The 14,580-nt window shown below is 68.8% G+C and carries 10 protein-coding genes; 3 read left to right on the plus strand and 7 right to left on the minus strand.

What is annotated here, in order from left to right; all coding sequences use genetic code 11:
- Positions 1 to 3: 3 nt before the first annotated feature.
- On the minus strand, positions 4 to 843 hold the full coding sequence (gene xapA / locus AC56DV_RS25285) for a xanthosine phosphorylase (RefSeq protein ID WP_496316969.1): 840 nt from the start codon (positions 841 to 843) through the stop codon (positions 4 to 6).
- 255 nt (positions 844 to 1,098) lie between these two features.
- Here xapA and AC56DV_RS25290 point away from each other — a divergent pair, with 255 nt between their 5' ends.
- The 3 genes from AC56DV_RS25290 to AC56DV_RS25300 are packed head-to-tail and all read left to right on the plus strand — an operon-like array spanning position 1,099 to position 4,083.
- A complete protein-coding gene (locus tag AC56DV_RS25290) occupies positions 1,099 to 2,229 on the plus strand; it encodes a carbohydrate kinase (protein ID WP_496317283.1) in 1,131 nt (376 codons plus the stop codon).
- A 21-nt stretch (positions 2,230 to 2,250) separates the two neighbouring features.
- On the plus strand, positions 2,251 to 3,171 hold the full coding sequence (locus AC56DV_RS25295; RefSeq protein ID WP_496316970.1) for a pseudouridine-5'-phosphate glycosidase: 921 nt from the start codon (positions 2,251 to 2,253) through the stop codon (positions 3,169 to 3,171).
- 12 nt (positions 3,172 to 3,183) lie between these two features.
- Positions 3,184 to 4,083: a LysR family transcriptional regulator gene (locus AC56DV_RS25300; protein WP_496316971.1), complete on the plus strand. Its 900-nt coding sequence runs from the start codon at positions 3,184 to 3,186 to the stop codon at positions 4,081 to 4,083.
- 18 nt (positions 4,084 to 4,101) lie between these two features.
- Here the strand turns inward: AC56DV_RS25300 and AC56DV_RS25305 are convergent, their stop codons facing one another.
- The 6 genes from AC56DV_RS25305 to AC56DV_RS25330 all read right to left on the minus strand — a co-directional run bounded on the left by AC56DV_RS25305 (position 4,102) and on the right by AC56DV_RS25330 (position 14,525).
- Positions 4,102 to 10,266, minus strand: coding sequence for an Ig-like domain-containing protein (locus tag AC56DV_RS25305; protein WP_496316972.1), 6,165 nt, complete (start codon positions 10,264 to 10,266; stop codon positions 4,102 to 4,104).
- Between the two features lie 33 nt (positions 10,267 to 10,299).
- A complete protein-coding gene (locus AC56DV_RS25310; RefSeq protein WP_496316973.1) occupies positions 10,300 to 11,121 on the minus strand; it encodes a phage tail protein in 822 nt (273 codons plus the stop codon).
- A 52-nt stretch (positions 11,122 to 11,173) separates the two neighbouring features.
- On the minus strand, positions 11,174 to 11,998 hold the full coding sequence (locus AC56DV_RS25315; RefSeq protein ID WP_496316974.1) for a phage tail protein: 825 nt from the start codon (positions 11,996 to 11,998) through the stop codon (positions 11,174 to 11,176).
- Between the two features lie 161 nt (positions 11,999 to 12,159).
- A complete protein-coding gene (gene pcp / locus AC56DV_RS25320) occupies positions 12,160 to 12,816 on the minus strand; it encodes a pyroglutamyl-peptidase I (protein ID WP_496316975.1) in 657 nt (218 codons plus the stop codon).
- A 12-nt stretch (positions 12,817 to 12,828) separates the two neighbouring features.
- Complete coding sequence (locus AC56DV_RS25325) at positions 12,829 to 13,785, minus strand: DUF979 domain-containing protein (protein ID WP_496316976.1); 957 nt, start codon at positions 13,783 to 13,785, stop codon at positions 12,829 to 12,831.
- Positions 13,782 to 14,525, minus strand: a complete 744-nt coding sequence (locus AC56DV_RS25330) for a DUF969 domain-containing protein (RefSeq protein WP_496316977.1) — start codon at positions 14,523 to 14,525, stop codon at positions 13,782 to 13,784. The genes AC56DV_RS25325 and AC56DV_RS25330 overlap by 4 nt, the downstream gene beginning before the upstream one ends.
- Positions 14,526 to 14,580 lie beyond the last annotated feature (55 nt).

Raw genomic sequence — 14,580 nt, forward strand, 5'->3', positions numbered from 1 at the left:
TTGTTACGCCTTGGGCGTTTTTGCCACGTTCTCCACGAAGCCCAGGATCAGCTTGATCAGGCTTTCGGCGCCGATGGCGGCGTATTTCAGGGTCTGCTCGTGCGACAGCGGGAACGGCGACAGGCCTTCGGCCAGGTTGGTGATGACGGACACGCCCACCACTTTCAGGCCGCAGTGGCGCGCCGGCACCACTTCCGGCACCACCGACATGCCCACCACGTCCGCGCCCAGCGTCTTGAAGGCGCGGATCTCGGCAGGGGTTTCGAAGTTGGGGCCGGCGTAGGCGATGTAGACGCCTTCGTGCAGCGTGATGGACTGCTCGGCCGCGGTGCTCTTCAGCAGGTTGCGCAGCTCGGCGTCGTAGGCATTGGCCATGCTGAAGAAGCGCGGGCCGAAGCGTTCGTCGTTCGGGCCGATCATCGGGGTGCCCGGCAGGAAGTTGATATGGTCGGTCAGCGCCACCAGCGAGCCGGCGTCCACTTCGGGACGCAGCGAACCGGCCGCGTTGGTGACGAACAGGAAGTCCACGCCCAGCAGTTTCAGGGTGCGCACGGCGGAGGTCATCACGCCCAGGCCGTAGCCTTCGTAGAAGTGGCCGCGGCCCTTCAGGCACACCACCTGCACGCCGTTCAGCGTGCCCAGCACCATGGCGCCGGCGTGGCCGTGCACGGTGGAGATAGGGAAGCCCGGCAGCTCGTCGAAGCCGATGGTCACCGCGTCCGTCATCTGTTCCGCCAGTACGCCCAGGCCGGAACCCAGGATCATCGCCAGGCGCGGCTGGAAGCTCGCCGGCATGCGCGAACGGACAATGGCGGCGGCCTGGAATGGAGAATTGTTAGACATGGTTATCCTCGTTTTTAAGATGTTTTAACTATGAGATTGGGCTGCTGCGTGTGGCGGATATCTGACGTATGAATATACAGGCGACACTATGCCTTAGCGGCTATATGTATGGCAAATACCATTTTTCTTGGTCATTTATAGTAAATTCATATAAATTACCCTTGGCGCCCGGTTTGACGCGGTGGTTTGAAGGGGTTTGACAATCAACAAACACATGTTTACGATGAAGGACAAATGTTTACAAGGCTCCCGCCCGTGACGGACACCTCCAAAAAAGAACAGCTCTACCAGCTGATCCGCGCCAATCCTTTCGTGTCGCAGCAAGACCTGGCGGTCGAGCTGCGCCTTTCGCGCTCGGCCGTGGCCGGCCATGTCGCCAGCCTGATACGCGAACGCCGCCTGCTCGGCCGCGCCTACGTGCTGCCGGATAAACGTCCTGTACTCTGTATAGGCGCTGCCAACCTGGACCGCAAGCTGCGCACGCTGGCCGCGCTGCAAATGGGCACCTCCAATCCGGCTTACGCCGAGGAAGTGCACGGCGGCGTGGCGCGCAACATCGCCGAGAACCTGGCCCGCCTCGGCCTGCCCGCCGCGCTGCTGACGGCGGTGGGCGACGACGCGGCCGGCAACTCGCTGCAATCGCGCGCCGAAAGCGCCGGCATCGACACGCGAGGCAGCCTGCGCTTGAACGACACCTACAGCGGCACTTATACGGCGGTGCTGGACGAGCGCGGCGAAATGGTGCTGGCCCTGGCCGACATGGCGCTGTACGACCAGATGACGCCGGACTTCCTGGCCAGCCGCGCGCCGCAGCGCAGCGGCGCGGCCATGGTGGTGGCCGACCTGAACCTGCCGCTCGACAGCGTGGCCGCCCTGCTGCAGGACGCGCGGCGCGACGCGGTGGCGCTGGTCATCGTGGCCGTGTCGCAGCCCAAGATGGCGCGCCTGCCGCGTGAGCTGCACGGCCTGCGCCTGCTGGTGCTCAACCGGGGCGAACTGGAAACCCGCGTCGGCCGCGCGCTGCCGGACGAGGCGGCGCTGTCGGCGGCCTGCCGCGAAGTGCAGGAGCAAGGCGCGCGGGACATCATCATCACCTGCGGCGGCGAGGGCGTGTATCACACAAATTCTCACACCGGCGTGGACGGCTTGAGCTGGCTGCCCGCGCCGCAAGTGGACGTGGTGGACGTGACCGGCGCCGGCGACGCGTTTTCGGCCGGCGTGTGCTGGTCCATCTACCAGGGCAGCGGCGACCTCACGCTGGCCTGCCGGCGCGGCCTGAAGGTGGCCGCCATGACGCTGGAAAGCCCCGATACCGTCTCCCCGCTGCTGGCCGCCGACATCCTCGACGAGATCAGCGCATTCCAATACCAGGCCCCGGCCCCATAAGGAAACCCAAGGAACCCTACCATGCACCAATTCCTCTCCTACTCGGCCGAAGTGGCCAACGCGCGCGCGGCGGGCAAACCCGTGGTGGCGCTGGAATCGACCATCATCTCGCACGGCATGCCTTACCCGCAGAACGTGCAGACGGCGAAGGAAGTCGAACAGATCATCCGCGACGCGGGCGCCGTGCCGGCCACCATCGCCATCATCGGCGGCAAGATCTGCATCGGCCTGTCGCCCGAGCAGCTGGAATTGCTGGGCAACTCGCCGGACGCCATGAAGGTGAGCCGCCGCGACCTGCCCTACGTGCTCTCGCAGGGCAAGCTGGGCGCCACCACCGTGGCCGCCACCATGATCTGCGCCGAACTGGCCGGCATCCACGTCTTCGTCACCGGCGGCATCGGCGGCGTGCACCGCGGCGCCGAGACCAGCTTCGATATCTCGGCCGACCTGCAGGAGCTGGCGCAGACTTCGGTGGCGGTAGTGTGCGCCGGCGTGAAGTCGATTCTCGACATCGGCCTGACGCTGGAGTATCTCGAGACCCACGGGGTGCCGGTGGTGAGCGTGGGCCAGCCCGGCTTCCCGGCCTTCTTCACGCGCGAGAGCAGCTTCAACGCCGACTTCCAGCTCGACACGCCGGCCGAGCAGGCCGCCTTCATCAACACCAAGTGGAAGCTGGGCCTGAAGGGCGGCGTGGTGGTGAGCGCGCCGGTGCCGCAGGCCGAGGCCATGCCGAAGGCGGAAATCGACGCCATCACCGCGCAGGCGCTGGGCGAGGCGGCGGCGGGCGGCGTGGCCGGCAAAAAGGTCACGCCCTTCCTGCTGGCGCGCATCAAGCAGCTGACCGAAGGCCGCAGCCTGGCCACCAATATCGCGCTGGTGAAGAACAACGCGCGGGTAGGCGCCGAACTGGCGCGCGCCCTGCTGGAGCACCCTGTCGTATAACGAAGGCATGTCATGTCCATCGATCTGAAACAACTAAAGTACTTCCTCGCCGTCGCAGAAGAAAAGAGTTTCAGCCGCGCCGCCGAGCGCCTGCACATTTCGCAGCCGCCCCTGAGCCAGCAGATCATGAAGCTGGAAAGCGAATTGGGCGTGCGCCTGTTCGCGCGCACCACGCGCACCTTCGAGCTGACGGTGGCGGGCAAGGCGCTGATGTCCGAAGCGTCCGACCTGCTGGCCAAGATGCGCATGACCATCGACACCATCCGCCAGATCGACCGGGGCGAAGTGGGCCGGCTGCGGGTGGGCATCGTGGGCTCGGCGATGTGGGGACCGATCCCTTCGCTGCTGGAGGAATTCCAGAGCAAGTACCCGCGCGTGACGTGGACCATCCATGAATTCGGCCCCACGGTGCAGTACGAGGCGCTGCGCGCCAAGCAGATCGACGTGGGCTTCTGGCGCGAGCCCAAGCTGAACGAAGACGACCTGAAGAACGACAACCTGCGCCAGGAGCTGTGCTTCCGCGAGAACGTGTGCGTGGCGCTGAACGAGCACCACCCGCTGGCCAAGCAGGACGCGATCGAGCTGACCGACATCGCCAACGAGCCGATGCTGACCTTGGCGCTCGACAAGTCCGCCTTCCCGCGCTACCTGATCCAGTGCTGCGTGAAGGCCGGCTTCCAGCCCACCATCTTCCAGGAGGCGTCCGAACCGCAGACGCTGCTGGCCATGGTGGGCGCGGGCCTGGGCGTGGCGCTGCTGCCGGAAACCACCAGCCGCATCGGCTGGCCCGGCGTGGTGTTCGTGCCGATCCGCACCAACCCGCCGTCGGCCAACCTGTACATCACCTACACCACGCTGGACGACGCGCCGGTGGTGCGCGCCTTCCTGAACATCCTCAAGCCGGCCACCTGAACCCGGTTACACCAGAACTTATACCAGCCACAAGCCGTCGGTGCCGAACTGCGCGGCCTGCACCGCGTCCTGCGCTATCCACGCGCCGATCAGTTCCACCCGGGTGTGGCCGGCCAGGTAGGCCTGCCACGCGGCGATGCCGCCGGCGGCCGATTCGGCCAGGCCGGAGTTGCTGTACAGCGCCTGCACGAAGGCCGCGTCGCTGATGCCGTCGTAGCGCGCCGTGAACTCGGCCGATGCGGCAAAGCCTGCGGCCCAGCCGCCGCTGTCGGCGCTATTGACGCTGTCGCCGCGCGCCAGCCACCAGCGCACGCCCGCCACGTCGCCTGCACGGTCCAGCACCGCCTGGTACAGCAGGCCCAGTTTTTCCAGCTGCGCCTGCGGCGCCTGCAGGAAAGCCAGGTCCAGCGTGACGTCGCTGAAGGCGGCCGCCTCGATGCTGCTCAGCGTATCGATGTCCGCGTTGGCCTTGTCGCCCACCTTGAGCTGGCCGTCCGCGTCGAGCAGGAAGCGGTAGCCGGCCTGGGTGCCGCTGTAGACCGCCGTATCGGTGCCGTCGCCGCCGGCCAGCGTGTCGCTGCCGGCGCCGCCATCCAGGCGGTCGTCGCCGCTGCTGGCGAACCAGCCCTGCTCGAGCGCCACGCTGCCGCTGCCCACCGTGTAGCCCTGCGCCGTGACGGCCAGCGCGCGGTGCTCGGGACTGAGCGCCACGCCCAGCAGCACCTGCGCCCTGCTCATGCCCTGCGCCAGCAAGCCCTCCCAATACTGCTGGCCCGCCGCTTCCGCAGCGCGCCCCAGGATGTGCTGGTACAGGCTGGAGACGAAGGCGCCGTCGCTCTGCGCGCCGTTGGCGGCCTGCCATTCCGGCGACTGCAATATGCCATGCGCCACGTCCAGCGGCGACAGGCCGCGCTGCGCCCAGAAGTCCAGCCCGGCCAGGTCCGGCGCCCGCTCCAGCGCGCCATACAGCAGCGCCACGTCCACCAGCGCGCTGCTGCTGCCGGCCAGGAAGGCCAGGCCCTGGGCCGTGCCGCTCAGTTCCGACGCCAGCACCGTTTCCAGCTGGCCGTTCGCGAACACGGCGTGGTCGTGCTGCGCCGTCAACTGGCCGCTGGCCGAGACCAGGAACTGCCAGCCGCCGGTGTCGCTGCGCCCGCCCTGCAGCATGTCGCTGCCGCTGCCGCCGCGCAGCACGTCGTTGTCGGCGCCGCCGGCAACCAGGTCGTTGTCGGCGCCGCCGTCCAGCGTATCGTTGCCGCCCATGCTGCCGATGAAGTCATTGCCGGCGCCGCCGGACAGGAAGTCGTCTTCCGCGCCCAGCATGATGTTCTGGCTGGCGCCGTCGCCGCTGACGAAGTTCTGGCCGCTGCCGCCGCGCACCGTCACCGCGCCCACCACGGCGGCGAAGTCCACATTGTTCAGCGTCAGCGTGCTGCCGCCCGGCAGCTGGCTGGCGTCGATCACGATGCCGATGGCGGTGGCGTTGCTGCCGCCGGCAGGCGGCGCCGCCGAACTGCCCAGGATCTCGATCGCCGTGGCTCCCGCGCCGGGCGCGCTGCTCAGCACCAGCGTCTGCGTCTGCAGCTTCACGTCCTGCCCCAGCTGCGACAGGAAGCCGCCGCCCTGGCCAGTCATGTCGGCCTGGGTCTGGGAGCCGCTGGCGGTGCGGCTTTCGATGCGCAGTATCAGGTCCAGCAAGGCCTGGCTGTTCGACAGCAGCGTGGTGGCGCCGGACGCCACCAGGCCGGTGCCGGTCGGCAGGCTCACCGTCAGCTGCGTGCCCTGGCCGCCGCCGCTGGCGGCGATGCCGAGCGGTATATCGGCCAGCGCGGCGTGCGGCGAATTGGGGTCCTCCTGGCGCCCCGGCGTAATCACCGGCACGGTGACGGCCTGGTTCACCAGGCCGGTGGCGGGGTCGGTGGTGGTCACGGTCTGGGTGGCCACGCCGTCCACCGTGCCGGGCACCGGCGTCGGCGTGGTGGGCCCGGTCGGTGCCGCCGTCACCGTCAGCGCCGGCGACGTGCCGCCCCCGCCGCTGTTGCCCGCCGTATCCGTATAGTTGGCGGCGGCCACGGTGACGCTGGCCGCTCCCGCCGTGGACGCGGTGAAGGTTGCGGTGCGCACGGCGCCGCTGCCGGACAAGGCGCCCAGCGTGCCGCCGCTGACGGCGATGTCGCCCGCGCTGCCGTTCCAGGTGAAGCTGGCGCCCGGGTCCTCGCTGAAGGTGAAGGTGATGGTGGCCGTTTCCCCCACCGCCAGCGCCGCCTTGTCGCTGGTGATGGCCAGCGTGGGCGCGGTCTGGTCCAGCGTCAGCACCGTTCCGCCCGTGTAGCCTGCCGCCGCCGCATTGTTCACGCTGTCGACGATGGCGGTGCCGCTGCCGTTCAAGTCCAGGCGCACCGTGCCCTCGCCCGACAGGTTGTTCACCGTGACGGTGTAGGTGGCGCCGCTGCCGGTGATGGAGGCGATGCTGCCGTTGGCGGTGCCGGTGAAGGCCAGGTCGAAATCGGATGCATCGACGCCGCTCACGCTTTCGGCGAAGGTTACCGTGTAGGTGCTGCTGGCGCCGTTGGTGGCCGCGGCGCCCGCCGGGACGATCGAAGAAACCACCGGCGCCGTATGGTCGAAAGTGTAGGACGCGCCGCCGGTGTGGCCGGCGCCTATGGCGTTGCCCGCCGCATCGGTAATGCCGGTGCCGCTGGCATTCAGGTCCAGCCGCAGCGTGCCGTCGCCGGTTACGTTGTTGACGGTGACGGTGTACGTGGTGCCGCCGCCGTTTGCCGTGGCCACGGTGCCGGCCGCGCTGCCGCCCGCCGTGAGCGTAAAGTCGGACGCGTTCACGCCGGTCACGCTCTCGGCGAACGTCACCACGTAAGTGACGCTGGTGGCATTGGTGCTGGCCGCGCCGCCCAGCGCAATCGACGACACTGCCGGCGCGGTATGGTCCAGCGTGTAGGTGGCGCCGAAGGTGTAGCCCGAGGCGATGCCGAGGCTGCCGCCGTTTTCGATGTTGGTGCCGCTGCCCTTCAGGTCCAGGCGCAGCGTGCCGTCGCCCGCCAGCGTGTTGACCGTCACCGTGTAGGTGTCGCCGCTGCCGCTGATGCCGGCGATGCTGGCGCCGGCCGTGCCGGTGGAAGTCAGGGCGAAGTCGCCGGCGTCCACGCCGGTCACGCTTTCGCTGAAGATGACGGTGTAGTCCACCGTGGCGGCGCTGCCGGCCACCGTGGCGGAGGCGCCGCCGGCGCGCGCGATGGAGCTCACCGTCGGCAGATTGGCCACCGTGATGGTCTGCGCCAGGTAGCTGACGTTGCCCGCCGCGTCGGTGGCCGACAGGTAGATCAGATAGGTGCCCGCGCTCAGCGCGGAACCGCCCACGCTCAGCGTGTTGCCGGAGATGGCGAAGGCGCCATTGTCGGCGTCGTTGGTGCCGTTGCCGGTGGCCAGCGCATAGGTGATGGCCTGGCCGTCGGTGGCCGACAGCGTGGCGACGGAAGCGCCGCTGCCGGCCGCCAGGGTGGCGACCAGATTGCCGCTCAGCGCCAGGGCGGACGGCGCGGCGGTGTCGACCACCACCGCCAGCGCGGACGACGCGGGCGACACGTTGCCGGCCGCGTCGGTGGCCTTGGTGGTCAGGTTGTGCGTGCCCTGCCCCAGCGCCGACGAGGTGATCGACCAGCTGCCGCCGGTGGCCACCGCCGTGCCCAGCACGGTGCTGCCGTCGCTGTCGTACAGGGTGACCGTGCTGCCGCTTTCGGCCGTGCCGGTCAGCGTGGGCGTGGTGCTGCTGGTGATGTTGTCGCTATTGGCGCTGCCCGTGTCGCTGCCGCTGCTCAGGTCCGCCGTCGATGGCGCCGACGGCGCGGTGTGGTCCAGCGTGTAGGTACTGCCGGAGGTGTAGCCGGCTGCGACGGCCACGCCGTCGTCGCTGGCCAGGATGCCGGTGCCGCTGCCCTTCAGGTCCAGGCGCAGCGTGCCGTCGCCCGCCAGCGTGTTGACCGTTATCGTGTAAGTGTCGCCGCTGCCGCTGATGCCGGAGATGGCGCCGCTGGCCGTGCCGGTGGCGGTCAGCGCGAAGTCGCCCGCGTCCACGTTGCTGACGCTTTCGCTGAAGGTGACGGTGTAGCTGGCCGAGGTGGCGCTGCCTGCCACGCCGGCCGAGGCGCCGCCCGCGCGCACGATGGAGCTGATGGCCGGCACGCTTTGCACCGTCACGGTCTGCGCCAGGTAGCTGACGTTGCCCGCCGCGTCGGTGGCCGACAGGTAGACGTTGTAGCTGCCCGCGCCCAGCGCGGAGCCGCCCACGTTCAGCGAAGTGCCGGAGATGGCGAAGCTGCCGTTGCCGGCGTCGTTGATGCCGTTGCCGGTGGCCAGCGCGTAGGTGATGGCGTGGCTGTCGGTGCCGGACAGGGTGCCGATGGTGGCGCCGCCGCCGGCGCCGGAAGTGGTGACGGTGCTGGCGCTCAGGCCAAGGCTGGCCGGCGCCGTGGTGTCGACCGCCACCGCCAGCGCGGACGAGGCCAGCGACACGTTGCCGGCCAGGTCGGTGGCCTTGGCCGTCAGGTTGTGGGTGCCCTGCGACAGCGCGGACGAGGTGATCGACCAGTTGCCGCCGGTGGCCGTGGCCGTGCCCAGCACGGTGCTGCCGTCGCTGTCGTACAGGGTGACGCTGCTGCCGCTTTCGGCCGTGCCCGAGACGGTGGGCGTGGCATCGCTGGTGATGTTGTCGCTGCTGGTGCTGCCGCTGTCGCTGCCCATGTCCAGGTCCGGCGCGGCGGGCGCGGACGGCGCCGCCGTGTCCAGCGTGTAGCTGTGGCTGTACGCCGTGCTGCTGCCGAAACTATTGGTCACGCGCGCCATGAAGGTGTGGCTGCCGGCCAGCGTGGTGCTGGTGCTCCATGCGCTGGAACCGGTGCTGAAGGTGGCGGCGTTGTTCCAGCTGCTGCCGCCGTCGTAGGAGACCTGCACCGTCTCGCCGCTGGCGAGGTTGGCGCTCAAGGTGCCGCTGATGGTCTGCGCCGCCGTGTAGGTGACGAAGTCGCTGTTGCTGCCGCCGGTGTCGGCCGACAGCGCGGCGGTGGCCACGGTGGTGGTGGGCACGGCTGGTATGCCGATGTTGGCAACAACCAGGTTGTCGATGTACGGCGAGTCCGCCGCTGTGGTGAACGTGATCTTGAAGCCGAAGATTCCGGTGAAGTCGGAATTCCCGGCCAGCGACAGCGGACTGAAACCGGCGCCGCCGGGAATGGACAACGCCACCGCACTGCCCGTCAACGCGCCGTTGACATCGAGCGCCTGCACGGTGAAGCTGGCGGGGCTAGTGTTGCGAATGGCGAAAGTGCTGAGATCGAAATAGAATCCGTTGGCGTTGGATTTGAAGATGACGTAGTCGACATCCGCTGCCTGGATGCGGATCGAAGTATTGTCCCCATCGCCAAAACCCGCCGAGTTGATGCCGCGCAGCTGGAAAGCCGCGCTGTTGACGGTTGCCTGCGCACTCACATCCCAGCCGGAGCTAGCGATGTCGGTCTGAGTCAAGGTCGCCGGGGCTGGAAAGCCCGAGATAAGCACCTGGTAATTGGTGGTGGCGCCGATGCTGGCAAAATCGGTGGTGGTCGACGCGATGGTCAGCGTGCCGCCATACTCGGGCCAGGCCAGCGCGCCGGCGTGAACCTCCCCGGTGGTGTGCTCCAGCGTCCAGCTACCGCCCAGCGCCGCCGCGCCGACCAGGCCGGCGGACGCGGCCACCGGCACGCCGAGCGCCAGCGCCAGTTCGGCAATGAAGGCGCGGCCTTCGGCGCCCTGCGCCGCGTTGCAGCCGTACAGCAGCACGCAGCCGTTCCATTCCAGCGCCTGCCCGAGCGCCGCCAGCTGTTGCCACACCTGCGGCTCGGCCAGCGCGGCGCGGTCCAGCGCGCGCGCGCCCAGCATCAGGCGCCCGGCCTCGCCATGGCACAGCAGGTGCAGCACGTCGTAGTCCTGTGCCATGGCGGCCCAGCGCGCCAGCCCGGCCAGGCCGTCGCCGCTGCCGCCGAAGCGCACCACCTCCATGCCGGCGGGCGCGCCGGCCGCCAGCACGTCGCAGTCGTCCAGCGCCGCATCGATCAGCAGCGCCTCCCTGCGGCGGCCGTACGCCGCCAGGGCGGCACGGGCAAGTGGAACGGAGGTGGTGGCTTGGTGGTTCATGACGGACTCTCTACCTTGGGTTGACGTAGTGGATCAGGGACGCGACGGATACAGGCCGGTCGTGACGATGCAGACGCTCATGCCCAGCGCGGGCGACTGGGTGGAAAACGCCTGGGCGGCAGCCTGCCCCGCCTGCGCCACCGTGACGCTGCCGCCGGTGACCATCGTCACCGGCACGCTGGCGGCGGCGGTGGACGGCGAGCCGGTAATCTGCACATTGGCCTGCAGGTAAGCCGGACTGGTCGGCGCGGAGGCGGTGTAGGGGCCGCTGAAGGTGACGTCGTCGACGCCGGTGGTGCCCTTCATGGCGGCCAGGTAGCCGTTCTGGCCGGCGCCGAGCGCCACCACGGTGCCGCTCACCGAGCCGACCGACGGACTGACCGGCAGCGCCGCCGTCACGTTCAGGCTGCCGGTCGTGGCCGGGATGTTCAGCGTAGTGGGGCCGGTGGTCGCCACGAAGGTGGCGCTATGGGTGTGCGTCTGCAGCGGCGCCTGCGCCGCCGTCAGCAAGAGCTGCTGCTGGCCGATCTTCTGTGCCTGGACTACCGGGGCGGTCAGCCCGGTGCCCTGCCCCGTGCCGACCGCAACGCGGCCGCGCAGGTCGGGCACGTTGAAATAGTTCTGGTTGTCGCCGCCATACTGGAAGCCGAGCACGGCGAACAGCGCCGTGTTCTCCCTGATCGACATCTGGCGGCCGTCTGCCGGCACGAACCCTTGCGGACACCAGGACATCGCGAAGGTGCAGATGGTGCCGACATAAGGCTCGCTGCTGCAGGCCTGCGCCATCATGGGGGCCGCGCCCAGCAAGGCTGCGGTACAGGCAACGATACGGTTCATGCGAAAGCGTTGTGCCATGGAGAGCTCCTGATCTTGGAAGGGGATGGTATGGATGCGGCCGCCGGCAGGCCTAGTTGGGCCGTGTCGGGTACAAGCCCACGGTGGCGATGCACACGGACATGCCCATGGCCGGCGACTGGGTCGATACCGCGGCGGCGGCGGCCTGCCCGGCCTGCGCCAACGTGACGGTGCCGCCGTTGAACATCGATACCGGCACGCTGGCGGCGGCCGTGGACGGCGAGCCGGTCACCTTCACGGTGGCCGGCAGGTAGGCCGGTCCGGTCGGCGCCGAGGCGGTGTAAGGCCCGGTGAAAGTGACGTCGTCGACACCGGTGGTGCCCTTCATGCCGGACAGGTAGCCGTTCTGGCCGGCGGGCAGGCCCACCGTGGTGCCGCTCAAACCGCCCCCCGTGCTGACCGGCAGTGCGGCCGTCACGTTAAAGTTGCCGGGCGTGGCGGGAATGTTCAGCGTGGCCGGCCCCGTGGTCGGCGTGAAGGTGGCCGTATGGGTGTGCGGCGCGAGCGGCACCTGCGCGGCGTTCAGCAGCAGTTGCTGCTGGCCGATCTTTTGCGCCAGCGCCACCGTGAGGGCCAGCCCGCCCCCGAGGCCGGTGCCGACCGGCGCGCGTCCGCGCAGGTCGGGCACGGCGAAATTGCTGACATTGTCGCCGCCATAGGTAAAGCCGATCAGGGAAAACAGGGCATTGTTCTGGTTGACCGGAAGCGTCCGGCCATCGGCGTTCACATAGCCTCTCGGGCACCAGTCCATCGCAAAAGTGCAGATGGACGCAAGGAAGGGTTCGGAGTCGCATGCGGCGGCGGTCAGGGGAACGGAACTGGCCAGGGCGGCAGCGCAAAACAGGGCGGCACGTTTGGGGCGGCGGACTTTTATCACGAAGCTCTCCAGTTAGATGCCAGCATGCTGGCGGGAGACTTGCTATTTGTAAGCAACATTTATTGCCGCAGGTAATCATCGGCAAAATAAAGTCTAGTGCATGCGCATGCACCAGAATCTCTCCATTTCTAACTAACGCGCTATTTGGGGCCGCCGCCCTGTCAATGCGTGGCGCCGCCCAGTCCCGCCACGGCGCCACTGTGGTAATCCGCCGACAAAGCGCTGCGCACGGCGATGCGCAAGCCTTCCTTCATATCTGCAAGCGACATGCTCGCCATGCCGGGATGGGCCGCCGCCTGCTGCGGCAGATAGGGGATGTGGATGAAGCCGGCCCTCAGCGCGCCCGGCCGCGCGGCGGCGGCGTGCATCAGGCCATAGAACACGTGGTTGCAGACGAAGGTGCCGGCGGTCTGCGACACGGAAGCCGGCAACCCGGCGGCGCGCAGGGCCTGCACGATGGCCTTGATCGGCAGCGTGGAGAAATAGGCCGCCGGGCCGCCGGGCACGATGGGCTGGTCCACCAGCTGCTGCTGGCGGTTGTCCATGATGGGCGCGTCGTCGATGTTGATGGCGATGCGTTCGACCGACAGGTCGCAGCGGCCGCCGGCCTGCCCCACCGCGATCACCACGGCCGGATCGAGTTCGGCCAGCGCCCGCGCCATCGCTTCGTTGGCCTCGCCGAACACGCAGGGCAGCTGGCGCGCCACCACCCGGAAGCCCTCTTCGCTCCAGCCGTCCAGCGCGCGCACGGTTTCCCAAGCGGGGTTGATGGTCTCTTGGTTGAAAGGCTCGAAGCCGGTCAGCAGTATGGTTTTCATCGCATTGATTGACTAGTAATTCATCAGGAAGTACAGCAGCAGTATATTCGCGCCCAGCAGCGGCAGCGCGGTGGGGATCTGGGCCTTGATGACGGCGTGCTTGTCGTGCAGGTCGAGCAGCGCGGCGGGCACGATGTTGAAGTTGGCGGCCATCGGCGTCATCAGGGTGCCGCAGTAGCCGCTGAACATGCCGATGGCGGCCATGATGGCCGGGTTGGCGTGGTAGACGTTGACCAGCACCGGGATGCCGACGCCGCCCGCCATCACCGGAAAAGCGGCGAAGCCGTTGCCCATGACGATGGTGAACAGCGCCATGCCGCCGCAGTACACGGCCACCGCCACCAGCTTCCAGTCCATATTGATATAGGAGGTGCTGACGTGCGCCACCGCCTTGCCCACGCCGGCCTCGGTGAACAGCAGGCCGAGCACGGCCAGCATGTGCGGCAGCACGATGGCCCAGCCCATGGCGTCCACCAGGCGGCGCTGCTCGCGCGCGGCTTGCAGCGGCGAGGCGCGCAGCATCACGCAGGCCACGGCCACGGCGATCACGGAGGCGCAGCCCAGCGCGGCCAGGGTCAGGTGCTTCTGGTCGAACAGGAACAGGCCGCCCAGCTGCACGTCCTTGAGCAGCGTGGCGCAGGCCATGGTGACGACCGGGATGACCAGCGCGGGCACGAACAGCTTGTTGCCGAGCCGCTGTGCACTGCCGCGGCGCTCCGCTTCGGGCAGGTTCTTCGGCGCGCCCATGCGCACGCCGCCGAAGCCGGCCAGCAGGGCCATGGCGATCATGATGGCGCCGGCCGTGGCGTCCGGCAGCGCTTCGCCGGCCAGGTAGATGGCGGCGTACAGCGCCCAGAACAGCGCGGTGGTGTAGCGGCGCGGATTGCTGCGGTCCGTCAGCGTGAGCAGCGCGATCAGGCCCAGCACGGCGCCCAGCAGCAGGTAGAAGTATTCGAGCTTGAAGATCATGGCTGGGCTCCCGGCTGCGCGGCCGCTGGCCCGGCGGCGGCCTTGGCGGCAGCGGCGGCCAGTTCGCGCTCGAGCTCGCGGTCCAGGCGGTGCAGGCGCCAGGCGTGGATCACGTAGGCCGTGACGGCGGTGGGGATGCCCCACAGGGCCACGTGCAGCGGGTTCACTTCGATGCCCTCGCCGTGCAGGATGGTTTGCATCAGCACGATGGCGCCGAAGGCGACGAAGATATCCTCGCCGAAGAACAGGCCGACGTTGTCGGTGGCGGCGGCCATGGCGCGCACGCGCTGGCGCAGGCGTTCGCTCAGGCCCGGGTGGCGCAGCTCGGCCGCCGCTTCGGCCATCGGCGCCACCAGCGGGCGCACCATGTTGGGATGCCCGCCCAGGCTGGTCAGCCCGCCGGCGGCGGACAGTTCGCGCACCGTCAGGTAGACGATCAGGATGCGCCCCGCCGTGGCCGACTTCACGCGCGCAATGGCCGCCTGCGCGTGCTCGCGCAAGCCGTAGCGCTCCAGCAGCCCGATGGCGGCCAGCGGCAGCAGGTAGATCAGCGGCAGGTTGCGCGTCTTGACGAAGGCCCGGCCCAGCGACGCCAGCAAGGCCTCCACCGGCATCATGGCCGCGAAGCCGGTGGTAAAGCACGCCGCCACCACCACCAGCACCGGGTGCGCGCGCAGCAGGAAGCCGGCCACGATCACCCCCACGCCCAGCAAGGGCCATAAACTCACTGCAGACTGCATGCGCCGCTCCCCGAAAGTAAAAAAGCCCGCACATCTTACGATGCGCGGGCTTCGC

The organism is Massilia sp. BGA-UO-ETr-WB1 (genome assembly GCF_059567845.1).

Coding starts and splice junctions, on each gene's coding strand:
- AC56DV_RS25330 (WP_496316977.1), bottom strand. CDS start 14,525: ATGCAGTCTGCAGTGAGTTTATGGCCCTTGCTGGGCGTGGGGGTGATC.
- AC56DV_RS25295 (WP_496316970.1), top strand. CDS start 2,251: ATGCACCAATTCCTCTCCTACTCGGCCGAAGTGGCCAACGCGCGCGCG.
- AC56DV_RS25310 (WP_496316973.1), bottom strand. CDS start 11,121: ATGGCACAACGCTTTCGCATGAACCGTATCGTTGCCTGTACCGCAGCC.
- AC56DV_RS25325 (WP_496316976.1), bottom strand. CDS start 13,785: ATGATCTTCAAGCTCGAATACTTCTACCTGCTGCTGGGCGCCGTGCTG.
- pcp (WP_496316975.1), bottom strand. CDS start 12,816: ATGAAAACCATACTGCTGACCGGCTTCGAGCCTTTCAACCAAGAGACC.
- AC56DV_RS25300 (WP_496316971.1), top strand. CDS start 3,184: ATGTCCATCGATCTGAAACAACTAAAGTACTTCCTCGCCGTCGCAGAA.
- AC56DV_RS25305 (WP_496316972.1), bottom strand. CDS start 10,266: ATGAACCACCAAGCCACCACCTCCGTTCCACTTGCCCGTGCCGCCCTG.
- xapA (WP_496316969.1), bottom strand. CDS start 843: ATGTCTAACAATTCTCCATTCCAGGCCGCCGCCATTGTCCGTTCGCGC.